This is a genomic window from Vibrio cionasavignyae, from assembly GCF_050337155.1.
In the GTDB taxonomy this organism is placed as follows: domain Bacteria; phylum Pseudomonadota; class Gammaproteobacteria; order Enterobacterales; family Vibrionaceae; genus Vibrio; species Vibrio nomapromontoriensis.
In genome coordinates, this window is sequence record NZ_JAKJSR010000015.1 from 54421 (window position 1) to 80134 (window position 25714).

The 25714-nt window shown below is 44.6% G+C and carries 20 protein-coding genes and 2 tRNA genes; 11 read left to right on the forward strand and 11 right to left on the reverse strand.

The features are described 5' to 3' along the window. Positions 1-119 precede the first annotated feature (119 nt). The 3 genes from L4D74_RS11820 to yejK all read right to left on the reverse strand — a co-directional run bounded on the left by L4D74_RS11820 (position 120) and on the right by yejK (position 4020). Entirely contained in the window at positions 120-1322 is a 1203-nt protein-coding gene (locus L4D74_RS11820) for a chemotaxis protein (protein WP_428752303.1), read from the reverse strand. A gap of 119 nt (positions 1323-1441) precedes the next feature. Next, a complete protein-coding gene (locus L4D74_RS11825; protein WP_428752304.1) occupies positions 1442-2941 on the reverse strand; it encodes an Hpt domain-containing protein in 1500 nt (499 codons plus the stop codon). 80 nt (positions 2942-3021) lie between these two features. Then, positions 3022-4020, reverse strand: a complete 999-nt coding sequence (yejK, locus tag L4D74_RS11830) for a nucleoid-associated protein YejK (RefSeq protein WP_428752305.1) — start codon at positions 4018-4020, stop codon at positions 3022-3024. Between the two features lie 84 nt (positions 4021-4104). Between yejK and L4D74_RS11835 the strand changes: the two genes are divergently transcribed. The 4 genes from L4D74_RS11835 (at position 4105) to L4D74_RS11850 (ending at position 6574) form a co-directional block, all read left to right on the forward strand. Then, positions 4105-4320 carry a YejL family protein gene (locus L4D74_RS11835; protein ID WP_250616947.1) on the forward strand — a complete coding sequence of 72 codons (216 nt, stop codon included), beginning with the start codon at positions 4105-4107 and terminating at the stop codon, positions 4318-4320. A 38-nt stretch (positions 4321-4358) separates the two neighbouring features. After that, on the forward strand, positions 4359-6182 hold the full coding sequence (locus L4D74_RS11840) for a DUF3413 domain-containing protein (protein WP_428752306.1): 1824 nt from the start codon (positions 4359-4361) through the stop codon (positions 6180-6182). A 64-nt stretch (positions 6183-6246) separates the two neighbouring features. Continuing rightward, positions 6247-6323, forward strand: a tRNA-Pro gene (locus tag L4D74_RS11845). Between the two features lie 160 nt (positions 6324-6483). Further along, positions 6484-6574, forward strand: a tRNA-Ser gene (locus tag L4D74_RS11850). 96 nt (positions 6575-6670) lie between these two features. Here the strand turns inward: L4D74_RS11850 and L4D74_RS11855 are convergent. After that, entirely contained in the window at positions 6671-8350 is a 1680-nt protein-coding gene (locus L4D74_RS11855; RefSeq protein WP_428752307.1) for a PKD domain-containing protein, read from the reverse strand. Between the two features lie 213 nt (positions 8351-8563). On the opposite strand from L4D74_RS11855, the gene L4D74_RS11860 reads away from it, so the two are divergent. Next, the gene (locus L4D74_RS11860) at positions 8564-9472 is read left to right on the forward strand and encodes a glucosaminidase domain-containing protein (RefSeq protein WP_428752308.1); all 909 of its coding nucleotides are present in this window, start codon (positions 8564-8566) and stop codon (positions 9470-9472) included. A 230-nt stretch (positions 9473-9702) separates the two neighbouring features. On the opposite strand, the gene L4D74_RS11865 is transcribed toward L4D74_RS11860, so the two are convergent. Genes L4D74_RS11865 through L4D74_RS11875 form a run of 3 tightly spaced genes read right to left on the reverse strand, consistent with a single transcriptional unit; the run spans position 9703 to position 11395 of the window. Continuing rightward, the gene (locus L4D74_RS11865) at positions 9703-9930 is read right to left on the reverse strand and encodes a DUF2986 domain-containing protein (protein ID WP_428752309.1); all 228 of its coding nucleotides are present in this window, start codon (positions 9928-9930) and stop codon (positions 9703-9705) included. Between the two features lie 56 nt (positions 9931-9986). Continuing rightward, positions 9987-10475: an NUDIX domain-containing protein gene (locus tag L4D74_RS11870; protein WP_428752310.1), complete on the reverse strand. Its 489-nt coding sequence runs from the start codon at positions 10473-10475 to the stop codon at positions 9987-9989. Continuing rightward, the gene (locus tag L4D74_RS11875; protein ID WP_428752311.1) at positions 10475-11395 is read right to left on the reverse strand and encodes a histone deacetylase family protein; all 921 of its coding nucleotides are present in this window, start codon (positions 11393-11395) and stop codon (positions 10475-10477) included. Before L4D74_RS11875 ends, L4D74_RS11870 begins: the two co-directional genes overlap by 1 nt. A 59-nt stretch (positions 11396-11454) precedes the next feature. On the opposite strand from L4D74_RS11875, the gene L4D74_RS11880 reads away from it, so the two are divergent. Then, on the forward strand, positions 11455-12156 hold the full coding sequence (locus L4D74_RS11880) for an SDR family oxidoreductase (RefSeq protein ID WP_428752312.1): 702 nt from the start codon (positions 11455-11457) through the stop codon (positions 12154-12156). 70 nt (positions 12157-12226) lie between these two features. Here L4D74_RS11880 and L4D74_RS11885 read toward each other — a convergent pair whose 3' ends face one another. The 3 genes from L4D74_RS11885 to L4D74_RS11895 all read right to left on the reverse strand — a co-directional run bounded on the left by L4D74_RS11885 (position 12227) and on the right by L4D74_RS11895 (position 16898). Beyond that, complete coding sequence (locus tag L4D74_RS11885) at positions 12227-14161, reverse strand: DNA topoisomerase III (protein ID WP_428752313.1); 1935 nt, start codon at positions 14159-14161, stop codon at positions 12227-12229. 80 nt (positions 14162-14241) lie between these two features. After that, a complete protein-coding gene (locus L4D74_RS11890; protein WP_428752314.1) occupies positions 14242-14790 on the reverse strand; it encodes an NAD(P)H nitroreductase in 549 nt (182 codons plus the stop codon). A 104-nt stretch (positions 14791-14894) separates the two neighbouring features. Beyond that, positions 14895-16898, reverse strand: coding sequence for a 2,4-dienoyl-CoA reductase FMN-binding domain-containing protein (locus L4D74_RS11895; protein ID WP_428752315.1), 2004 nt, complete (start codon positions 16896-16898; stop codon positions 14895-14897). A 294-nt stretch (positions 16899-17192) separates the two neighbouring features. Between L4D74_RS11895 and sppA the strand changes: the two genes are divergently transcribed. Beyond that, positions 17193-19043 (forward strand): signal peptide peptidase SppA, encoded by a 1851-nt coding sequence (gene sppA / locus L4D74_RS11900; RefSeq protein ID WP_428752418.1) that lies wholly within the window; start codon positions 17193-17195, stop codon positions 19041-19043. A gap of 120 nt (positions 19044-19163) precedes the next feature. Further along, a complete protein-coding gene (ansA, locus tag L4D74_RS11905) occupies positions 19164-20177 on the forward strand; it encodes an asparaginase (RefSeq protein ID WP_265675276.1) in 1014 nt (337 codons plus the stop codon). Positions 20178-20280: 103 nt separating this feature from the next. On the opposite strand, the gene L4D74_RS11910 is transcribed toward ansA, so the two are convergent. Next, complete coding sequence (locus tag L4D74_RS11910; protein ID WP_428752316.1) at positions 20281-20754, reverse strand: low molecular weight protein-tyrosine-phosphatase; 474 nt, start codon at positions 20752-20754, stop codon at positions 20281-20283. A 419-nt stretch (positions 20755-21173) separates the two neighbouring features. On the opposite strand from L4D74_RS11910, the gene L4D74_RS11915 reads away from it, so the two are divergent. The 3 genes from L4D74_RS11915 (at position 21174) to L4D74_RS11925 (ending at position 25582) form a co-directional block, all read left to right on the forward strand. After that, on the forward strand, positions 21174-23834 hold the full coding sequence (locus tag L4D74_RS11915) for a beta-N-acetylhexosaminidase (protein WP_428752317.1): 2661 nt from the start codon (positions 21174-21176) through the stop codon (positions 23832-23834). 73 nt (positions 23835-23907) lie between these two features. Next, complete coding sequence (locus L4D74_RS11920; protein ID WP_428752318.1) at positions 23908-25056, forward strand: porin; 1149 nt, start codon at positions 23908-23910, stop codon at positions 25054-25056. Between the two features lie 46 nt (positions 25057-25102). Continuing rightward, entirely contained in the window at positions 25103-25582 is a 480-nt protein-coding gene (locus L4D74_RS11925) for a DUF2057 family protein (RefSeq protein WP_265675280.1), read from the forward strand. Positions 25583-25714: the final 132 nt, after the last annotated feature.

The following is a 25714-nucleotide window of genomic DNA, read 5'->3' on the forward strand; positions in this document are numbered from 1 at the left end:
TTTCAAATATCCGAGTAATTTTTTAACAAACCCAACCAGTTTACTGCCGATTCTATACAAAACACGGCAATATCCACAAAGCAGCGGCTCAGCGCATGAGCCACCAAGCGGTTCCGTATTTAGGATTCTAAACTGTTGTTTTGCTTATATTGTGCTCTTTTACCTAGGAAATAACCTAAGCCCAATGGCGCAAAGAAAATAACTAATATGAACAAGATGAAGTAAATAATCGTGCTCTTAATGAGTTGAATGAGTTTATCCACGGCAAGCGCAACGACATCTTGAGAAATCTTATCCAAATCTTCGGCAAATAGACGACGTTCAGTATTCACAAGCACTGCTAACTCTTTACGTTCGCGCTCGACCATTTTTATCAGTTCATCCCTTTCTCGAGCGACCATCATGTCTAGCGCTTGGCGCTCTGCACTCAGCTGCGTCAATTTGTCTTGCGTCTTAGCATCAAAATCATTCAATAAAGGCTGGAGTTCTATCGCCATCTTCTGTGCGAGATCTTGCATGTACTCTGGGTTATTGTTCACAAAATCCTGAAACGCATCCGCACTCATCTGGAAACTTTGTAGTGCACCACGAATATCATTTCCACTCACATTACTGTTTAGGGCAATGAGTTGCGCTTTCCACGTCATTAGCTTAGGGGTTTGCTCAGACATCAGCGCCAACCTGTCAGACACATCCGCGAGTGCCTCCGGCATAGTACCTAATGTTGAGACAACTTCACTTTCGTCAATACCCTGTGCTTTAAGCCAATCTCGATACGCTGGGGTTCTTGCAAAAGTCAGATTTTCAAAGGGATGCAAGCGAGCAAATTTCTCAACAAACGTTTTACTGGTTTGATAACTGTCGCCCTTAAACAATGATTGAGCTAGCTGATCAATATTTTTACTAAGCGCTTGTGATGCGGTCTTGGCGTCCTGACTGGCAAAAAGAGACTGACCTTCACCATCAGTAAAAAAATTCGCCATCTGTGTGGTAAATACCCAAGAGTCGATTAATCCTGCGGTTGGAGACACTTGAAATGCTGACTGTTGCAGGCCCTCTTCAGCGTGTATTTTCCACAGTAAAATATAAGACTGGTTAATCACGTCAGATTCGGGGTACAAGGTGGTTAAGGTATCGGCCGTTGTCTCAACTTGGGTAAAAAACTCACGACTGTACTCACGAGTCATCAACCTCATATTAAGCTCTTGCTTCGTTAACGGTGTCGTTTGGCTGTCTAACTTCACTTCCAACAATGAGCAACCTGCGAGTAAAACAAGTGTGACATAAAGCCCTACATTGCGAATAAACTGCACAATGTTCATCAATCAACCTCAACAATAAAAACACATACAAATAGAGAATGAATTATAACCCACAAGCGTCAAATTCACGTTAGCTATTGATACTTATAGTCGATTATTTGAGTCTTGCGACGACATTATTATGATTGCTCTTGCTTAATGTAAGCTTCTGCTGACTCCACGGCACTCATAAGTCCTTCTCTTAACGTTTCAATTAATGCACTCGGAACCACTTCCTGTTGTTTAAGTTTTTTCTCTACGTCTGAAGAAGCTTGATGCAAAGCATCCGCATAGATACTGCCTGACACCCCTTTTAACGTATGGGCAATACGTGTCGCCGACTCGATATCCTTCTCTAATAAAGCTTGTAGCCGCTCCACATCATCACGATGCTCACTAATAAATACCTCTAGAAGCATCAAGACTGACTCTTTATCACCATCTAATGTATTCAGCATCATGGCAAAATTGATAACAGTAGTATTTACAACGTCTTCCGACGTCGCTTTATTTAATACTTGTTCTGTTGATGCTTCAGTGGCGGCTTGTTCAACGCTTAGCGCTTCAGGCACTACCAATTCGTTATTGCTTTCAGTAAATGACTTAGAACGACTTTCTGTCTCGAGTGTACACTCAGCTGCCGTGCTAATGTCCGCAGCACGAGTAACATCATACCCAGTAGAAGCCTCGCTCAATAGTTCGGTATCATGAGTCGCCGCTTTAGGTGTGAGAGCTTTAGATGTGAGAGCTTCAGGTGTCAGGGCCTTACTACTTCCTTCAACATGCCCATTTAAAGGCTCCTTAGCCGTAAGCTCTTCAGCTGGCGATTCACTTACACCTCGCTTACTAGATCGTAAGCTTAATAGGTCTAACTTTCCAATCCTCACCATCCTGGCGCTAATAAACACTAAGATCAGCAACGCCAACAAACTCGAGACCGATATAATGACTAGCTGGTGGCCTAAATACGTCTCTGATTGCAGTTTTCGCTGAGCCAACTCATTCACTACAGGGTGATTCACAACACGGTCAAGCAAAAAGGTAGTATTCGCAGACTGCGCCAATAATACCGAAGCCTTCGAGTTTATTAGCAACAAAGCTTGTTGATCCTGAAGGGGAAGCTTGTAAGCACTTTGCTGAATGCTTTCCAACTTCAGATACACCTGACGCGCTTCTATTGCATCGTTAAATAAAGTTTCTAATACAATAGAAGACAATTTATGACTAAGACGTTGCCCTTCAGGTGTGAGAGCGGGTAGTCCTACACTCATATTGGAGACAAATTCCTGAAGGCGTGCCTCATCATGAGAAAGCTGCTCCGATTGTTCGACAAAGCGCTCTAGAAGATAAACCATGTGAGTCAAATCTGACGACATACCGGATTGCGTTAACGCCTTTAACTGCATAGTCTGAGCATGAATTAACTGCAGATCTAGTTCTATCTGCTGAGTCACTTTGGAACGATAGGGTTGGGAAATGAATATGACTTGACGAAGTTTATCGATACTAATGGAAATTTCATCCACTAACCTCGTTGCTTGCTCTTCCTTAAAAGACACTCGCAGCACCACAGCGACGACGATCGCCCATGCGAGTAACGTAAAAATAGTGGCGCGAAATAAAGACTTACGGTATTTCAACAACGACAGCCCTTCCTTGGTATGACGAAGACTAAAAGCGTTACCTAAACGTAACGCTTTATAAAGACTCTGCTAGGATGTTAACGATTGCGACTCAACTGATCTCGCAAATTAGGTGGTGTGCCTTTGATTGTTAATGTATCTGTTTCTGGATCATAAAAAACACGCTCACCTAATAAAAGGCTATCAAAGCTCAGGTTCAAGCCACCGCCTGCGCCAACGAATTTGGTTAGCTTACGCACCGTTGAGCGGTCGGCAGGAAAACTCTCCTCCAACTCATAGCCCTGCTCTTGCGTGTAATCAAGAAATGAAGAACCTTCATTGGCTGGTAGCTCTCCCGACAATTCTCGAACTTGTACCTCATCACCCGCTTTAAGCTGTTCGTTACAGTATTCATATACTTGTTTCTTATAGCTAACGGTCTCTTCTTTATCAAGTTGCGCATCAGCACAAAAGTCTTCCACCGCTTGCATCAAAATAGTGTTTTGCTGTTTAGTGTCTAACCCTACTTCAGCCTGCAAGAAATCCAAGAAGAAGTCAGCGACCTTACGACCAACACGCCCCTTAATGTACGTCAAATAACGATTCGAGTTTTTATCAACGTCGTAACTGGTCAAATCGATACGAGCAACGATATCCATTTTGCCGATATCTAGATAATCAATAGCGCCAATGTTCAAGCCTTCGGTTATTTGCAAGCTGCTATACGACGGCAATAAACCAATGAACAAGTACTCAGTGGCAAGCGACTGATATTGTGCCATTACTAATGTGCCTGCATCCGCAAAGGGGTACTTAGCAAGCTCGGTTTTAAGACGTTGGGCGCTATCTTGAGAGAACGAATAAAAATCTTTTTCGCCATTTTTTAGCTCGTTGAGCCATACCTGAAAATCACTGTCATTCTTAAATGAACCAAAGCCTTTCCCTGCCTTCGCATTAAAGACACGATGCAGCTCAGCCACAAGATTTTCTGTTGAGCCGTCATTAGGAAGTAGCTCATCGCGATAGTGAACCGTTAGCTCTTCCTGCTCATTTATCGCTAACTGGTGTAAAATAACGTTAGATAGGTTCAAACTCATAGTGAAATTATTATCGTTGCTGTTTCGTTTGTGATGCAGAGTAGGGTATCATAAGCCGCTTTCATTATCATTAGCAGAGTCCTTATGCCAATTACATCTAAATACACCGACCAACAAGTAGAACAAATTTTAACCGAAATCGCAGCAGTGCTTGACAAACATGGTGCTGGCGCCGAACTTTCACTAATGATTGCAGGAAATATCGCAACCAATGTCTTAAATAACGATGTTGCACCTTCACAACGAGCTGCAATTGCGGAAAAATTCTCTAAAGCTCTGATTTCTTCTGTAGAAGCGTGAGAACAATACTAATTTTGGCACGGAATCAATAACGGCAAATGGTAGATAGCGGAAATTCATACGGTGAGCGCGTCTCCCGACTCGTAGGTTGGGGACACTGGTTCGCGTTCTTCAATATCATTGCAGCGATGCTAGTAGGCACTCGCTATATTTCCGCGTCTCCGTGGCCGGACACTCTATTTGGTCAGATTTATCTTCTGACCTCATGGATTGGTCACTTTGGATTTCTGGTATTTGCGCTCTATCTGCTCATACTATTCCCGCTAACGTTTATTATTCCGTCTCGAAAACTGTTTCGACTGATCGCCGTTTGTTTTGCCACATTCGGTTTAACTGTACTGCTCATTGATACTCAAGCTTACCAAACCATCAACTTACACTTATCCCCCGTAGTTTGGGAGCTGTTGTTTGGTGATGAAAGTAGCCCTGTCAGTAGTGACTTACAGCATCTCTTTATTGTTTTACCGCCTATTTTCCTTGCGCAACTTGCACTATCGGAATGGGTATGGCGTAAACAACGAAAATTATCGCATACTCACATAGGCCGCCCTATTTCGGCGTTATTTTTCCTATGCTTTATTTCCAGTCATTTGATTTTTATCTGGGCAGACGCCTATTTTTACAATCCGATTACTGTACAAAAGGCCAACTTTCCGCTTTCTTACCCTATGACAGCAAAGTCATTTATGGAGAAGCACGGTCTGCTTGATCGCGAAGAGTACTTACAGAAACTCAAAGACAATGAAGGCTCGGTCGATCTCGTCTCTTACCCGCTGTCTGAAATTGAGTTCAACCGCCGCTCTGAGAATCTTAACGTACTGATCGTCAGTATCAATAATTTACGAAGCGACATGCTATCACCGGAAGTGATGCCTGTTAGCTATGGTTTTTCGCTCAATAACCAAAACTTCTTGAATCATTACAGCTCAAGTAACGATGACTTTGGTGTGTTTGGCCTGATGTATGGCATTCCAACCAGCTATGCGAGCAGCATTAAATCGCAAGGTACACCACCGTTATTCTTGTCGACACTAAGAAAACAAGGGTATGCATTCAAACTCTTTAGTGGTGACAACTTCGAAGACGACCTTTACCGCGATACCATTTTTAGAAACTATCCGTGGGCTGATATTTCTAAAAATGCCGATGGTAGCGCTTCTGAAACACTGATTAGTGATAACGCTGCAATTGAACAGTGGCAGCAATCCCTTATAAATGATGGCAGTGAACCTTGGTTTAGTTATATAGAACTGACCACTGTTGATAATTTTGACAATTATCAACCCGTCAAAGCTGATCTTTCTCCTGAGCAGCAGTTCATTGCCGCCTACTCTGCCGCAGCTACTGCTGCCGATTTTGAGTTTGGCAAAATACTACAAACACTTGTCGATCAAAAATTGCTGGATAACACCATTGTGATTCTTACCTCCAACCATGGTACTGAGTTTAATGAAACGAAAAGCCGCAGTTGGGGTTCAAATAGCAATTACAGCCAATATCAATTAAAGGTGCCTTTAGTGATACATTGGCCCGGAAAGTTAGCCGCTGATTACACTCACATGACGAGCCACCTTGATGTCCCTGTGACCATCATGCAAGATTTAAGTGGTGTTTCAACCAATGCTAAGAACTACAGCAGTGGACGCAACCTATTTGATGAAAGAAAACGCAAGTGGATCATTGCCGGGGATACCAAAGAGTTAGCGCTGATCACCGCTAATGAAACTACGGTCGTCGACAAGTTTGGCAACTACAGCCTTTATGATCGAAATTACCAAAAATTGGATGATAAAAACCCTCGTTTGCCAATACTGATGCAAGGATTTACTGAGCTACAGCGTTTCTACTCTAAAAGTCAGTAAAACAAAGCTTTATGTATATAACAGTATTGACCAACGCATAATTGATCGTTTAAATTACTCCCATCGGATATTAGCGCAGCTTGGTAGCGCACCACTCTGGGGGAGTGGGGGTCACTGGTTCGAATCCAGTATATCCGACCATTATTTAGCCCCAAGTAGCAATACTTGGGGTTTTTAGATAGTTTTGTATAAGTAATAGACATCTAAGCTCACTTTTTAACCCAACAGCGATTAATCGTATTTTTTGAATTAAAAAGGGTTTACAAAGAGTAAGATGCGCATTAATATACGCTGCAACAACGGAGGGATGGCTGAGTGGTCGAAAGCACCGGTCTTGAAAACCGGCAAGGGTTAATAGCCCTTCTAGGGTTCAAATCCCTATCCCTCCGCCACATTAGAAAAGCCCGCTGAATTTCAGCGGGCTTTTTGCTTTCTGGCATATTTTAGCTTTTAGCTAACCAACCACAAAGTCATCAAAGCAATACCTCCTAGATACAACCGTCGATTTTCTTCCATACACTCCATTGAGATGAATTCTTCGCAGGATCATCCCCTTTTGTCCACCACTTCGCTTCATACTGATGCCCAGCATACTGTACCCGATCACCACCAAGGTACACCTCACTACTGCTCCAAACTTGCAGGTTAGAGCAACTGCCCCCACCAGTATTCGTCTGTACCGCTATGGTCTGCGTCACGGCATCCGATAGACCACTATTATCGATCACCGTGAGCGTTACCGCGTACTGTCCATCAATCGCGTAGCTGTGTGACGTTATAGGCGATGATGCCGTGGAACCATCACCAAACTTCCAGCTGTAAGTTACGATGCTCCCATCGCTATCCAATGACTGAGAGGCGTCAAAACGACACTGACGCTGCTCACACTGGATATCAGCCTTAGCGAAAGGCGCTTGCTGAGTACCACCGCTATTCACTTGGCTATCTGGGATCCCTGCTGGGAAATGGCTGGCAATTTTTGGCCATATTTTACTAATGTGCGCCCCTTTGTTATAGCATCCACCTAAATGATGCAGCGCAATCACTTTGTTGCTGCGTAATGCGACAACTGGAGAGCCCGATGAACCTCCTTCGGTATCACATAAATACCCAGCATCCGTGCCAGCGCCTCGTCCATCAATGACAGGTTGGTCAACTTGGCATCGCGTTCCAGACGTATCCATTATCACGCCCAGCTCTTTCAAACGTCCTCCGGGATGCTGTGGTATGTAGATAGTCTCTGATTGCGAAGGAATACGAGGATCTAAACCTAAATATCCGAATGACTGAATCGCCGCAAAGTTGTTTACCTTAAATAAGGTGTAATCTAAAGTTGTACCGGTTTCCAACAGTTGGCTCGCTTGAACCTTCACTGTTGACGCTTTCGCACCGTTGCAACTTGCTAGCTGATAGTTAAACCATACCTCTGTATTGGCAGCCTCTGCCGCAGACTCAATACAGTGATTATTTGTCATCATGGTGTTATCAGGTCCAACTCGCCATGCGGTGCACAAACTTCGCCCGCCAATCAACAAGCGTGCGACTGGCTTTGAGTGTTGATATTCATTACTAAAGCTATTGGCATAACACGCTGCTGGTTGTTTGTTGTCCGAGCCACAGATAGACTCCTCACCAGCCGGACCCAAATTGATGACCTGCTCTACTTGCTCAACGGGCAAGCCCACTTGTAGATAGTCAACCGTAACGCTAGCTTGCTCTTTGACATTACTTGCCACTAAGCGAATTTCAACGGCATCCCCTTCTATCGACATCGCATAGAATTGATGAATACCATCGTCTCCTCGGTTGCTATCCCATGTTCTAGGAGTATTGTGAGCGCGACTATAATGGTAGACCTCGTCTCTTTCTGGATCCGCAATCTCGAGTACGGCACCATCAGGCAGTGATACTTGGCTAAAGTGAACCTTTATAAAACTCGCTCCAGGCTCTGAAAAATATAGCGTATTAGTCTTGGTACCCAATTGATTCTGCTCTACTAGACCATCTTCAATCAACTGAGTATTAAGAGGGATGGTATTCGATATTGTGGGCAGCTCTACCTGATCATTAACAAGCGCCAATGCAGAAAAGCTCAGACCATATGTGACGACAAGCGTGCTAGATACGCTCAAGGCTTTTCGCATCATGGCCGATAATTGTTTAACCATAGTTCTTCCTTTAAATAGATAAAACACAACACTGTGTTACTCATTCAAAGTAGCCTCGAGGAAGATCACAGGCGCAACGGTTTGCTATCGAGGTTAAAATTTTCGAGAGAGATAAATACAATATGTAATTGATATGTTTGTTGTCTTTAGGGTCTATACTACGGTGACCTGATTAGTCTGAGGTTGGACTATTATCAAAAAGGAACAAGCTTTATGTCTTTCATTCAAAAAATCTTCGCAAGTATCTTTCTCTTGATATCAATAATGGCAACCGGCGCTATCGCATCTGACAATTTCCCATCACCACCCAATAAAATTCAGCACCCCTACCCCGATGTTGCGGTGACGACATTAAAATCAGCCCAAACGCTGCTCAAAGAATTTGAGCGATATGACTATACATTGGCAGACCTTACTCAGACTCACACGCTACCAGCCATCTATGTTGAGACGCTTCCTCATGACTTAAACTCGCTTCCAGTGAAACAAAAAACGTCGGGTTTCATTCGTTTATTACTGCCAACAATTAGTGATGTGAATCAGCACATACTTGCCGTTAGGCAAGCATTAATTGCTATCGAAACACAGCCCCAAACAAATTGGAGCGAAGCGGAACGACAATGGGTAGATAGCCTTCTTAAAGACTACGACGTCAAGTCAGGGAAAATCGAAGACTTACTATTACAGGTGGACATTATTCCGGTAGGAATGGCGCTAGCGCAAGGCATTGATGAAAGCGGTTGGGGAACCAGTCATTTCGCAATTGAAGGCAGTAACCTCTACGGTGAGCATCTATCTTCACGCGGGGGCAAGTATCTCACCACACCTGGAGGGCACGTCAAAGTTGCAGCTTTTGATAACTTGTTCGCCGGTACGGCTAGCTATATGCATAACCTCAATACGACAGACGCTTATAAAGACATGTGGCTTCTTAGAAAACAATTGAGAAACGAAAACAACTTAACGGGTCGTAAATTGATACAGGCATTATCACACTACTCAACCCGAGGACAAGCTTATGTCGATAATCTAGCGGCCCTGATCAAGCATCATAATCTTGATTCATTCGACCATTTACAATTAGAGTCCGATAAGCCGACACGCATTCGCTTATCTAACTAGATTGATATAAGTGCGTTGATAAAAGTGCATTGATATAACTGAACGGCTATAACCAAACGGTGAAAATAGACCTCGGTCATTATTGCTCAGCTAAGAGCTGAGCAATAATGCGATAGTATTGACGAGATTGACGACTAAAGAGAGTTACTGCTAACAAGTTATGTGTAGTAGATAACAAGCTTGCTATTACACATGGATGTGAGTCTTGCCAGCGAGGTACACATTGTGCGTTACGACTCGATAGTGTTGTCCTGAGGGACAGAGGTTGCGTCTTGTTCAGCCGCACCTTGCTCTTGAGTGTTTTCTGCTTGCGCCGAATCTAGTGCCGCTTGCTCCGCTTCCATTTTTGCGCGGTCAGCTTTAGAAATATAACGAGGCTTATTGCTAGTATGCTTCTTTGCGTTGGCTTTTTTCATTCTAGCTTTGTGTATTTGATTGATCTTTTTCTTACGGTTCATCGCAGCGGTTACTCGTCTATATTATGAAGCGGAGCATAATAGCGCCCTCTTCTCACTTAATCCAGTCGATTCACTCCATCATCGCACCCTTGGACAAAACTACCAAGGTGATAAGAGTGCAGCTGTTGTTCAATCAAAGGTAAAACCTTCTCATGTATATCACTGGGAAATGTTTTCATCGATGCTAACTGAGACAATGGCACCCATTCAACGGCCTGAATGTAGGACTGGTCACTGAGACCTTCTAAATTAGACAAACTCAGCACCCCATCCCAACGGCTAATCTGATAAAACAACTCGACATGATAAGTATCACGTGAGGTTTCAAGAAATTCACGGATGAAAAGCAGCTCACCTACGTCGACATCCAGCCCTGTTTCTTCTTTGTACTCTCTAATGAGTGTATGCTTACTGCTTTGGTCCCAGCTTTCCAAACCGCCTCCAGGCGGTATCCAATACTCGCCTGAATAGGGATCTTTTACTCGTAGTAACAAAATCTCATCGCCATTAATGGCAATGCCTGCTGCGCGAATGCGGTGTTTCATCACTTATGTCTCCAAAGTTTACTCGCAGCGTTGAGCAAGCTCATATGTGCTGGAATGAGATCGCTATGTTGGCTCCGATAGCCACCACCAATCACACAGGCTATGGGTATGTTCGCTTCGAGGCAGCGAGCTAATATCCACTCGTCGCGTTTCGCAATACCCTCTGTCGTGACATTTAAATACCCGAGTTCATCGTCAATATGAATATCGACTCCTGCATCGTAAATGACCAAATCTGGATTGTGGAGTCGCAATGCAAGGTCGACAACCTCTTTGAAAGTCGCTAAAAATGCCTGATCACCAAGACCCTTTACCAAGGGAACATCTAAATCTGAGGCTGGTTTACGTGCTGGGAAATTTTTCTCGCAATGAAAAGACAATGTCACCACCTGAGAGTTATCGGCCATCAGTGTCGCGGTTCCGTCTCCTTGATGAACATCACTATCAATAATCAGTACTTTTTCTACTCCAGCAGATAAAGCATGCTGCGCTGCCAATGCTAAGTCGTTAACTAAGCAAAAGCCGCTACCATAATCATAGTGTGCATGATGATATCCGCCACTAAGATGAATCGCGACACCGTGCCCCAACGCTTTTTCAACCGCTAGGCATGTTCCACCAGCAGACGTTAAGGTACGTTCAATCAGAGCCTGACTCCACGGAAAGCCAATACGACGCATTTTTGCCGCAGGAAGCGTACCTTGTAGTAACGTGTCAACGTAATCAGGACAATGTACTTGGATTAGCTGAGTCGCATTAAGCGCAGTGGGCTCGAATAGCTCAAAGGGCGGTAGTTCTGTCTGTAAATATCGAGATTCAATCGCCTGATATAACAAACGATATTTATTAATTGGATATCGATGCCCTTCTGGCAGTGGTAAGTCAGAATAGATATGATGATAAATTAAGGGAACTGGCATGTCCGGCATCGTTAGTTAACTACAAAGTGATAGTCATATCTTAACGCTAGGAGAAGCAGATGAAAACCGTACTCATTACAGGTGCAAATAGAGGAATAGGCTTGGCCCTTGCCAAACAATTTCTCGCACAAGGCTACCAAGTACACGCCACCTACCGTTCCGTATCAACATCACAAGAGCTAATAACCCTTGAGCAAGATCATCAAAGCTTGCAACTGTATCGGTTAGATGTCACTCAATACGACGACGTTGCAACCTTTGCAAAGGGGCTCCCGACGATAGATATCGTCATCAACAACGCAGGCTATTATGGTCCTAAAAAAGACACGACCAACAAGGGTGGACTTGGGCATACTGACCCCGAGGAATGGCGTCGCGTTCTTGAAGTCAACACTATCGCGCCTCTTAAGCTCGTCGAGATGCTCTACCCCAAGCTGCAAGCCTCTTCGGTTAAAAAAATCATTTGTTTATCATCCAAGGTGGGCAGCATGACGGAAAATACGTCAGGCGGTGGCTATATCTATCGCTCATCAAAAGCAGCACTCAATTCAGTAGTAAAGAGCCTTAGTAACGACTTAGCCAGCCAGGGCTTTACGGTATTGGCATTGCACCCCGGTTGGGTACAAACCGCAATGGGTGGGCCTAATGCGCTGATTTCGACGCAAACGTCAGCTCAAGGGTTGTTTTCTGTTATTCAATCCGCTCAAACCGAAGACTCTGGGCGATTTCTCAATTTTGATGGCAAAGCACTGCCTTGGTAGTCTTCATCTAGCCCTTCAAACAACGTCATGTAACGTTTCAATTGACAACGGGACTAAGCGAAGCACGCCATTACTTCGCTTTTTTTCTCGTCGTCGGCTTTCGACGCTTCTTATAAGCGGGTCTTTCAACCTTAGGTAAGTTTCTTAGTGACTCAGGCACAGGCCCTTCTTTCACTCGTTGCATTAACTGATCCATTTTTTCAGTCAAACCTGACATAAACGGGGAATAGGAATGCGTTTTTTCTGCCATGCCTTGGAGCTGGTGTTCCCAATGTGCGGTCATATCGGGATAAGTCGACTCATCCGGTAGTGCGTACACCAACCCTCGACCCGCAGGCGATCCAAGTACCGACTTACCCTCGCGTTTGAGTAACTGCCTTTTGAATAACGTATCTAATATACCCGCTCGCGTCGCTTCTGTACCGATACCATCGGTCTCTTTAAGAATCTTCTTTAAAGAAGGATCAACAACAAAACGTCCTATCCCTGTCATCGCTTGCAGTAACGTCGCTTCCGTAAAGTGTCTCGGTGGCTCCGTTTTTTTCTCTAAGATTTGGCCTTCTCGACAAATCAATTCTGTACCCACGGGTAAAGGTGGCACCGCATCGACACCCTCCTCTTTGTCATCCGATTGCTTGCCAAGTAACACTCGCCATCCCGGCTCTTGAAGTCGCTTTCCTTTAGAAACAAAATGCCCACCTTGAATATCAAATTCAAGCATCGCTTCAGCGTAAACCGCAGGCGGATAAAACTGCATCACATATTGGCGCGCAATCAAGCCATAAACATTCTCTTCATAGCTCGAAAGTACGCTACTGGTTTTTTTAGGGGTCGGGATAATGGCATGGTGCGCATCCACTTTGCTGTTATTCCAAGCTTTTGATTTTCGACTACTGTCCGCGCTATCAACACTGGCAGCATAAGCTTTGCTGTTATTTTTAATCGCGGCTAATACATCGTTAGCTTGGTAGAAGTGATCGTTAGGTAAGTAACGGCAGTCAGAGCGTGGATAGGTAATCAACTTATGTTTTTCATACAATGCCTGACAGACATCCAGCACCTGCTGAGCGCTCATGTTATAGCGTTTTGCAGCGTCAATTTGTAATGCCGATAAAGAATACGGTAAAGGTGCATTTTGCTTAGTCGATTTATGTTCAGACTTCACCACTTTTGCTGGCTGGCCTTGGATTCGATTAGCGACATTTTCGACCAATTTCCGATTCAGTACCCGCCCTTCATCATCTTGCCATGGCTTACACGCTTCACTCGGTTTCCAGCGAGCGCGAATATCAAACGAATCTTGGCTATCTTGAAATGGGATTAATGCATGCAGAGTAAAGTAGTCCTTAGGGATAAAATTGGCAATCTCGTCATCACGACGAACCACCAGACCCAATACTGGCGTTTGCACTCGCCCAACAGACAAAACCCCCTGATAGCCTGCTTTTTGCCCAAGTAAAGTATACGCTCGGGACATATTCATCCCATACAGCCAGTCTGCTCTTGAACGCGCCAACGCCGACACTGACAACGGCACAAACTCCTTATTCATGCGCATGGCACCAATAGCTTTCTTAACCGCAGGTAAGTTTAAATCACTGATCAATAGTCTCTGCGCACCGTCTTTTTTCGCTTTGCTGACTTTGCAATAATCTATGACTTCATCAACAAGCAATTGCCCTTCTCTATCTGGGTCGCCTGCATTAACTAATGAGTCAGCTTGCTTGACCAGTTTTTTAACGACGGCGAGCTGTTTGGCTGCTGACTTTCTTGGCCGTAATTGCCACTGCTCTGGAATAATAGGAAGGTCGAGCATATTCCATTTCTTATATCGGTCATCGTAAGCATCAGGCTCAACTTGCTCGAGTAGATGTCCGATACACCAAGTCACCACATCACCATTACCACACTGAATAAAGCCCTCTCCCTTTTTCTGAGGATTAGGCAAAGCCGCCGCAATTGCGCGACCTAAACTGGGTTTCTCTGCAATAAATAGACGTGTCATAAGAAATATACTGATAAAAGAAAAGGTAAGCTTAACCAAGCTTACCTTTATTAATCAAGAAAAACTGTATAAATAGACAGTTAAAGAAATTCAACGAACTTAGAAAGATCACGTTCTGGAACTTTCATTGGGGTGCAACCGGGTGTGCCGACATAAAGAAACCCAACAATCTGGTCCTGCCCTTTGACATTGAACGCCTGACGAACATGATCATCAAACATCCATTTTCCCGAACGCCAAAATGCCTGGAACCCCTGCGCCACAGCCGCCATCTGCATGGCTTGCACCGCACAGCCGGCGGAGAGATGCTGTTCAAACGCGGGGACTTTCTCATGTTCGGTTACGTTGGCGATCACAGTAATGACGAGCGGAGCACGAAAAGGCGCTTTTTTTGCCTTCTCAATCACTACGTCTTCACGACCTGCGTTGACCGCCGCTTCCTCTAAAATTTTTGCCAGTTTAGCCCGGCTTTCTCCTTGTGCGAGAACAAAGCGCCAAGGCGTTAATCCACCATGATCTGGTGCTCGAAGCCCCGCTTTGATGATGTTCTCTAATGCAGCCCCTTCTGGAGCCGGATCATTGAGCCGAGCAATCGAGCGTCGGTTTAGCAGCAATTCTAAAGCGTCCATAAACCATCCTTGATGTTAACGTTATTCATCTCGTATTAATTAATAATAACAAATAGTCAACGAGTTAACATCACCATTGATAACGATTATCAAATACTTAGATGTTACAGTTTCGCCGCTAATTCCACCCCTTGACGAATGGCTCGTACCGCATCTAACTCGCCAGCATAATCGGCACCACCAATCACATGAAGCTTATCGCCAAAATCCGGCCACTGCTCTTCAAAGGGTTTAACCGATTCTTGACCCGCACATACGATCACTTTATCTGCTGGGATCAACTTGTGTTCGCCTTTGACGGTGATGTGTAAACCATCATCATCAATTTTTTCATAAGAAACACCGGCTAGGAGATTAACACCACGCTTCTCTAGCGTTTTCTTATGAATCCAACCCGTGGTTTTTCCAGGTCCTTTACCAACACGACCCGCTTTACGTTGCATAACCCATACATTGGTATCAGACACTGTATCAGGGAAAGGATATAAACCGCCGGGATGTTCCACTTGTGTATCGACGCCCCATTCATGCAACCAGTCATCCAGTGTATGGCCAACAGGCTCCGTCAGCATCGAGGCGACATCAACACCAATACCACCAGCGCCCATAATGGCCACATTTTCACCTGCATAGACTTTGTCACGAATCAGCGTTTGGTAATCAATGACTTTTTCTGGATGATCAATGCCTTCCAGTTTCGGCATTCTCGGTTTCACCCCGGACGCCATGACAACTTCATCGTACTCTTTAAGTAAATCAGCGTTGGCTTCCGTTTCTAAGTGCAACTTCACACCGGTTTCATCAATTCGGTTGGCAAAATAACGAATGGTTTCACGGAACTCTTCTTTGCCCGGGATCTGCATCGCTAAGCGGAACTGTCCGCCAATACGATCACTCTTTTCGAATAAGTCCACTGAATGACCTTTCTCAGCTAGCATCGTGGCGCAAGCAAGACCAGCCGGCCCCGCTCCTACAACGGCAATATTTTTCGATGTAGCCGCATGGCCAATCACCAATTCGGTTTCGTAACACGCTTGTGGGTTAACCAAACACGTCGCGCGTTTGCCTTTAAAGGCATTATCCAAACAGGCTTGGTTACAACCAATACAGGTATTGATTAGCTGCGATTGGTTCTGCTCAGCCTTTTTAACAAAATTAGGATCCGCCAAAAACGGTCTGGCCATCGATACCATATCAGCATGCCCTGCAGCTAACACGCGTTCTGCTTCTTCTGGCGTATTAATTCGGTTTGTCGTGATGACAGGCACTTTTAAGTGAGGACGTACTTTCTCTGTCACCCAAGTAAACGCGGCTCTTGGAACCTGAGTGGCAATAGTAGGTACTTTTGCTTCATGCCAACCAATACCACTATTGATAATGGTAACGCCGGCTTCTTCAAGCGCTTTCCCAAGCTGAATAACTTCATCAAATGTACTGCCTTGCTCAACCAAATCGAGCATCGACAAGCGGAAAATGATAATAAACTCTTCACCCACGGCAGCTCGCACAGCCTTAACCACTTCTACTGCTAAGCGGATACGATTTTCATAGCTGCCCCCCCATTCGTCATAGCGCACGTTAGTACGTTTGCAGATGAACTGGTTAATGAAATAGCCTTCAGAGCCCATAATTTCCACACCATCGTAGCCGGCACTTTGCGCTAAAGCAGCGCTATTTGCGTAAGCATTGATGGTTTTCCAAATTTGACGACTAGTGATTTCACTTGGTGTAAAAGGAGAAATTGGTGATTTTATCTTCGAGGCACTTTGTGTAAAAGGATGGTACCCATAGCGACCTGCATGCAGAATTTGCAACGCAATCTTGCCGCCATGTTTATGTACCGCTTCTGTCACGACTTTGTGAGCTTTTGCATGCTTAGGCTTACTAAATTCCGCGGCAAATGGCGCAAGACGACCTCGTAAATTCGGAGAAAATCCGCCCGTGACTATCAATCCAACCCCACCTTTGGCTCGTTCTTCATAGAACGCGGCGAGTTTTTGCAAACCTTCTTTATGCTCTTCGAGACCAGTGTGCATTGAGCCCATCAAGACGCGATTTCGCAGTTGAGTGAATCCTAAGTCGAGCGGTTTTAATAGATTTGGGTACATGGCAGACTTCACTTTGCTTTTATAGTTGTGGTCTGACCAGATTATTACACTGACGTTAATAAATCAAACTACCGTTTACATTTTTACAACATTGCGCAAAATAATTTTTGATTATTTGAACTTCATCGATGATGATAAGTCTCTAATTTTTATGGTGATGCCTTTTGATTGAGTCAAAGTCGTCACTTTCACGTACAATTACAATATTCATACAGCTTATTCACGGTCGTAACATTAGACTATAGGCTGTTATTTAGGGATACAGGCACTCACCTCGTGTGATGTGGAGAGATGATGAAAAAAATAGTGCGCTTTATTGGTTTAGTCTTCAAGGGGATCTGGAAAGTCATTAACTTTACCAGATTAGCGATTGTGAACCTGATCTTCTTTGCCGTCATTGCAATGCTGTACTTCGGCTTTACGCAAGTTGATTCCAGTACACCAGCCGTAAAAAAAGAGTCTGCGTTAGTACTTAACATTGCTGGCCCTATCGTCGAGCAAAGCAGTTACGTCAATCCAATGGACTCCGTAACTGGCTCCTTGTTTGGCAAAGACATGCCGAAAGAGAACGTGTTATTTGATATTGTCGATACTATTCGACATGCCTCAACCGATGATCATGTCACTGGACTGGTTCTCTCTTTGCGCGACATGCCTGAAACTAGCCTAACTAAATTGCGCTACATCGCTAAAGCCATTAACGAGTTTAAAGCGACAGGCAAGCCCGTACTCGCCTACGGATCGTTTTACAATCAGAGCCAGTATTACCTAGCCAGCTATGCCGATAAAGTTTACCTCGCCCCCGATGGTGCGGTTCTTATCAAAGGTTATAGCGCTTACTCCATGTACTATAAAACCTTACTCGAAAAACTTGATGTCACCACACATGTTTTCCGTGTAGGAACCTACAAATCAGCCGTAGAACCTTTTTTACGTGACGACATGTCTCCCGCTGCAAAAGAGTCAGCCACTCGTTGGGTTTCTCAGCTTTGGGACGCGTATGTCGACGACGTCGCGACCAACCGAGAACTTGCTCCAAATGTATTAACGCCCACAATGGATGCCTTCCTAGCTGAGTTAAAGTCGGTCGATGGTGATTTGGCAGCACTTTCCAAAAAACTTGGTCTCGTAGATGAACTTGCCACTAAGCAACAAGTTAACCAGGCCATGATCGATGCCTTCGGTAGTGATGGTGATGGCAGCTTTAATGCCATTGGCTACTATGACTACCAAATGACGATTCCGTTTGATGTTCAAGCGCCACAAGACAGCGTAGCTGTTGTCGTTGCGAGCGGAACCATTATGGATGGTGAACAGCCTAGAGGAACCGTTGGCGGTGATACCGTTGCTAGCTTGCTTAAACAAGCAAGAGAAGACGACACAGTGAAGTCAGTGGTATTACGAGTGGACAGCCCTGGTGGCAGCGCCTTTGCTTCAGAAGTCATTCGTAACGAAGTCGAAGCCCTACAGCAGGCTGGCAAACCCGTCGTTGTCTCTATGTCTAGCCTAGCCGCTTCTGGTGGCTACTGGATTTCAATGAGTGCCGACAAAATCATTGCACAACCAACAACGATCACAGGCTCTATTGGTATCTTTAGTGTCATTACTACCTTTGAAAAAGGACTCAATAACATCGGAATCAATACCGATGGCGTGGGGACATCGCCATTTTCTGGTGTTGGTGTGACCACGGGGCTCACCGAAGGCGCTTCAGCGGCGTTCCAAATGGGCATAGAGAATGGTTATAAACGCTTCATCACTTTAGTTGCCGATAACCGTGACATGACTGTCGACGGCGTAGATAACATTGCTCAAGGTCGAGTTTGGACAGGGCAAGACGCATTAGACCGTGGTCTTATCGACCAAATTGGTGATTTTGACGATGCGGTTGCGGTCGCTGCCGAGCTGGGTAATCTCGAAACTTATGATGTGTATTGGGTTGAAGAGCCACTTAGTCCTGCTCAACAATTTATGCAAGAAATGATGCAGCAAGTGAAAGTATCACTTGGCTACGATGTCTCAAGTTGGATCCCGGCTAGCCTGCAGCCAGCCGCTGCGCAAATTCAGCAACAAGCCTCGCTAGTGGAAAGCTTCAATGATCCGAAAGGTCATTATGTATTATGCTTAACTTGTAATGTTGAATAGAACTAAATAAGTAGATTTAACCACTCAATTAAGCTGTAAAGAGCCGCCATTTCGGTGGCTCTTTTGTTTGTTTCCGCTATAATCGCGCTACCTGTCCAAATCATAAAAGTAATGTCTGTCATGACAAGAAAGCACATCTACATTGCCTATACTGGCGGAACCATCGGAATGAAAAAATCCAGCCATGGTTACATCCCAGTCGCAGGCTTCATGGAAAAGCAATTAGCCAGCATGCCCGAATTTCACCGTTCAGAAATGCCTGAATTTACCATCCATGAATACGATCCTTTGATTGACTCTTCAGACATGACACCAGCGGATTGGCAGCAGATTGCTGACGACATTCGTGACAATTACGACAAGTATGATGGCTTTGTTATTCTGCACGGCACCGATACCATGGCGTATACCGCGTCAGCGCTGTCATTTATGCTAGAAAACCTTGGTAAGCCAGTCATCGTTACCGGCTCACAGATCCCTCTAGCAGAGCTTCGTTCAGATGGTCAAGCCAACTTACTGAATGCACTGCATATTGCTGCCAACTACCCAATTAATGAAGTGACGCTATTCTTCAACAACCAGCTAATGCGTGGTAACCGTAGCACTAAATCACACGCTGACGGTTTTAATGCGTTTACTTCGCCTAACTTGCCTTCTTTACTTGAAGCTGGGATCAATATTCAGCTAAGTAATGGCGTGGAAATCAATAAGCCTGCAGACGGAGAGTTCCGCGTTCATGACATCACACCCCAACCTATCGGTGTGATCACTATGTACCCTGGCATTTCACATGAAGTGATTCGAAACACGCTACTCCAGCCAGTAAACGCCATGATCTTGTTGACGTTTGGTGTGGGTAACGCGCCGCAAAACCCGACGCTTTTAGCACACTTAAAAGAAGCATCAGAACGCGGCGTCATTGTCGTCAACTTAACGCAATGCTTGGCAGGTAAAGTGAATATGGGCGGCTACGCAACAGGGTGTGCGCTAGCAGATTCTGGAGTGATCAGCGGATACGATATGACGCCAGAGGCCGCACTTGCCAAACTGCATTACTTATTAAGCCAAAACCTGTCTTATGAGCAGATCAAAACGCAAATGTCGGAAGTTCTGCGTGGTGAAATGAGTAAGTAGTCAACGCACAATTACAAGCAAGCACGCTACCACAAACAAGTACACATCGAGTTGCTGTTCACCACGCTAGTAAGCTATGCGCGAGCTAAAGTGAGCAGCACCTTTATTCACTCTGTGGCGATTTTTCAAGTTTATCCAATACCCGCTCCACCGCCTCTTCGATTAAATCTAACACCCGCTCAAAGCCCTGCTCTCCACCATAATAGGGATCAGGTATCTCTGCCTCACTAGCGCGGCCATGGCTCAAGAAAAGCGATAACTTACTTTGAAGGTGCTTCGGACATCTTAGTTTTAAGTCAACGAGGTTATCTTTATCAGCGGCTAAAATCATATCAAAATGATAAAAATCCTCATCGGTGACCTGTCTCGCTGACATACCAGCGAAACTATAACCTCGAGCCTCAGCCGCCACCTTTGCTCTCGCATCAGGCGCTGCGCCTTCATGAAATCCAATCGTACCAGCAGAGTCCACTTCCACCGCTATACCTCGCCTTTTAGCACAAGCTTTCAGTACCGCTTCCCCCGTTGGAGAACGACAAATGTTGCCCATGCATACAACTAGAATTGATGGTTTCATAGCATTCCTCTTTATTTTAAAGTGCACCCATAGGTTACTCCGGAAATCCTGCTTACTCTATGAACAAAATTCTTTCGTTAATATCGTTAAAATAGCACTAATTTAAAATTTAACGTCGCGCAGCTTTACGACCTACATCACATTTATTTTACTCATAGAAATCAGAACTTACCAAACCCTCTCAATGCGCCCCACCCTAACCTAAGCAAACCTAAAACCACCCCAGAGAACTACGCCAAACTTACGAAAATCTAGCGTGACTTTTACGACACAAACAAATAAATCATTGTTATTAAAGGTTTTGTGATTTTTTTTACTTTGTAACAACGATTGATGTCACACAAAATTAATAGTCAATTTAAATCTGTTCCATGAGCCGTTACTTTTGCGCCGTCTTAATTCCCCAACTTGGAGATAGCATGCCTCGTCGCAGTATGATTACCATCGCTCTAATGAGCATTAGCTTTGCTAGTTCAGCACAGAGCCACCTTGCCGCTCAGCCTCTTGTCGATACCCTATCGGAAAACCTATCGATTCAATATCAAGTCGATAGCAACTTGACCGACAGTAATGGATTACCTTGCCAGGAACTTGGTGCGGATTGGGCGCTTTGTAATCAAAGTACGATGACCCTAACCAACGGCGGTACTGCCATTAAATCCAAAGACTGGTCACTCTATATTCATAGTGTTCGTATTATCTTAAAGCTGGATACAGATCAGTTCTCAATACAACGTATTACAGGCGATCTCTACGAAATCAAACCTACCTCTTCATTCAAAGGCATCGAATCTGGTGAGAGTTTAGATATTCCTGTTATCGGTGAATACTGGCAGCTATTTGAATCTGATTTCATGCCTCGTGCGTTTGTTAGCGCTGACAATGCAACGCCTAAAGTTCTCACTCAAATGGACACGGAAGATTTGAGCCAATTTGTTGCCCCGATTGAAGCGAAAAAACTAAAACGTGTATCGACGGACAACAATACACTTGTCACGCCAGAAGTTCGTTACCAACACAATGCTGACTTATCTTTAACGCCAGTTAATCAACAAATTATCCCGACCCCTCACCAACTTATTGAAGGCAATGGAAGCCTTGATATACGAGCTGGTATTGATTTCACGTCACTACCAATAGACCAAGCAACATTGAGCGCGATTGAGTCAAGAGCTCAAGCACTCGGTCTATCAAAATCGGGTAGCATTGGTGTATATGGTGAAGTGGATAAAACGGCGCTTGCTAAAGAAATTCAAGTAAGCGGTGGCTATAAACTGACTATTAATGAAAATGGTATTCACGTATTTGGCTATGACGACGCCGGTTTGTATTATGCTATGCAGTCTCTATTTTCCCTGATCGATCTTGATGACCCAAGCCAAATCCCTTACTTAGAAATAAGCGATGCACCCCGTTATCAATACCGTGGTGTGATGGTCGATGTTGCCCGTAATTTCCACTCTAAGCAGGCTATTATCAAAACGCTCGACCAAATGAGCGCCTATAAACTCAATAAACTTCATTTACATCTTACTGACGATGAAGGATGGCGTTTAGAGATCCCTGGGTTGCCGGAGTTAACCGATATTGGTGCTAAACGCTGCTTCGATAAAACCGAAACCGAATGCCTATTGCCACAGCTCGGCTCAGGACCGGACAGCAACAATATGGGATCGGGTCACTTTAGCCGCGCGGATTATATTGAAATCCTTCGCTACGCTGCCGCTCGTCATATTGAAATCATACCCGAAATCGATATGCCAGCTCACGCTCGAGCTGCGGTTGTCGCCATGGAGGCTCGTTACAATGACTTCAAAGCACAAGGAAAGTTAGAGCTTGCGGAAGAATACCGCCTCATCGATCCAAAAGATGACTCAAACGTCACAACGGTACAGTTCTATGATCGAAAAAGCTTTATTAACCCCTGCTTAGAATCGTCGCATCATTTCGTCACAAAAGTGGTATCTGAAGTGCAAGCCATGCACAGTGAAGCTGGCGTACCATTAACTACTTGGCATTTCGGTGGTGATGAAGCGAAAAACATCAAATTACTCGGTGGACACCAAGACCGTCAGGCCGCTCAAAAGGTGGCAGGTCAAGGTGAGATCGACCTTAGTAATGAACATCACCCATTTGAAAAATCACCAAAATGCCAACAATTGTTAGCCGATACCGCTCTGACATCAGTTAAAGAGCTACCTAGTTATTTTGCTAAAAACGTAGCGAAAATTGCCAAAAATAAAGGTGTAGGGCAATTTCAAGCGTGGCAAGATGGCTTGAAAACAGCAACAGATTCAGGCGATTTTGCAACAGAAACAACACGAGTAAATTTCTGGGATACCTTGTATTGGGGCGGCACCGCCTCTGCGTACGAATGGGCTAAGAAAGGCTACCAAGTTATTATCTCTAACCCTGACTACCTATATATGGATTTCCCTTACGAATTCGATCCAAAAGAGCGTGGCTACTACTGGGCAACGCGCTCAACCAACACTCGTAAGATGTTCTCTTTTGCGCCGGAAAACCTACCTCAAAATGCAGAGACATCACTTGATAGAGATGGCAATGGGTTTGAAGGCAAAGGCACAATCGAGGCGCCCGCGTTCTATGGCATGTCAGCTCAATTATGGTCTGAGACCGTAAGAACGGATGACCAATACGAATATATGGTTTTCCCTCGCGTTTTGGCAGCAGCTGAGCGTGCGTGGCACAAAGGCAGCTGGGAAACCCCGTATACCGTCGGTAGAACATACTCCCAAGACACACAGTGGGTTAATAAAGAGGCTCTTGCTGCTGACTTCAATCGTTTTGCAAACATCTTAGGTCAACGAGAGTTAGCTAAGCTCGCAAAAGTCGGTATTCAATATCGCCTTCCGGTTCCAGGAGCAATCCTAAACAACGGCAAATTAGAGATGAACAGCGCTTTCCCTGGAATCCAACTTCAGTACTCGCTAAACCAAGGACAAGATTGGCTGAATTACGATAGCGATACACTACCAACTATTCATACTGATGTGTGGCTACGCAGTATCGATCGCCAAGGTCAGCGAAGCAGCAGAATCACCATTCTAAAACTCTAATATTTCAACACCTATCCATCAATGTTGCCCAAAGATGACTTTGGGCAACAACTTATAAAAAAGATAATCAACAATGAAAAAGCTAGCAGTAACAATGCTGACCTGTGTTTCAGTAGGCGCAGTCGCATCCGATAACATCGATATTGAAGCTATTAAAGCAGGCATGAAATATGAGGTGTACGGTAAGATCGCCCTACAAGCTCACTTTCGGGAGTACGCGAACTCCCCCAACTTAACTGGGTTTCAAACCAACAATGAAAGTCGTATCGGCTTTCGTGGCAGTAAACAATTCGCTAAATTTAAGCCACTATTTATCTGGCAAATCGAGTCGGGTTACGTCGACCCTTCTTATAAAAATCATGAAGCTAGCGGCGGATTGGGTGAGCGAGACACGTTTGTAGGTTTTGAAGACTGGGACTCATTTGGGCAAATTCGTTTAGGGCGCGTACTCACGCCTATGTATGAACTTGTCGATTGGCCGGGTGCTAACCCTGGAATGGGCGATGTTTGGGACTGGGGTGGTATGATTGGCGGCGCCAAATTTCAAGATCGCTCATCCAATAGCATCCGATGGGACTCACCTGAATGGCGTGGCGCATCTGTTGACGTGGGCTATGGCCGAACAAAAGCAGCGGCGACTGGCGCGGACCAAGGGTGGTGGCAAGGTAGTGCAGCGCACTACAAAGCGGGGCCTTTCTTAATTTCTGGTGCGTACGAAATTAACCGCAACACCAAAGAAACCGTCAATTATGAAAAACCGGGAAGCACGCCCGCGAAGACCTCTGATAGTCGTATTTGGGACAACAATACCTACCTTGCAAGTTTACAAGGCTGGTTCGACAACGGTATTTCATTCTTTACCCAATACCGTTGGCAAGATGCGTTGGTTACATCTGGTCTCGATACGGGGCGAAAAGAAAAGCAAAATGCCTTCTCAACCGCATTTATGTATGATATTTCAGATTGGCAGTTCAAACTTGGCTACGCGAAAAATGAGGAACTCAGCGTCAACGGTCAGACATTATCAGGAACGGATGACGATGTAATTTCTTTCCAGACTATGTATTACGTTGACCCAACTGCCGTCCTATATTTTCGAGCAAAAGACGTAAGAATGGGTGACAACAAACTGCCAGTATCTGGCTCACAGGACTTATCTTATCGTCGTTGGAAGTCAGACTCGTACGACGAAGTATCGGTTGGTGTCGAATACGTATTTTAACCACTGAATATTTAGGGAGGTCTTCCTCCCTATTAATGAGGTAACAATGAAAAAAATAATTAGCAGCCTACTTCTGTTGTTTACGTGCTTTAATTTACACGCACAAGAAACCACACACCTTCTTGAACTTGGGCGCGGTATTGTGGTCCACGTCGTCAACGGTGAAGCAGTCGAAAACGGGTTTTTCAATGACAATAATCAGTTGATTTTAAACCAAGCAGAAAACCAACTGCTTTTAACACTAGAGCAGCCGATCCCTTACAACACGATGAAAGAAAAGTATCGTTCAAATTTGATCGTGTTAACGTTTGAATTAACCTCTTCCAACGCAACGCTATCTTATCCTTTATTTAGAGATAAAGCCGATGCTCGAGCCTTTGAGCAAGAACTCAATTTTGAGTTCATAGACACAGAAAACTCATCTATTCGTTTTGTCGCGGACACCATTGCGACGACGGGCTTTGTCGGGTTTGAAGACTTCGTCGGGATTCTTAAAGAATATAACCGCAAGCAACAAGAACAATGAAAAACGCCAACGAGCTCAATTTAACTAATACCCACTTTGCAGTGGGTATTAGTTTTTAAGTGATTCCAGCCTAACCGTGCGCCGATATCCCTATTTATTCTCTTGTTTTTTTCTTTTCATATTCCTTTATCA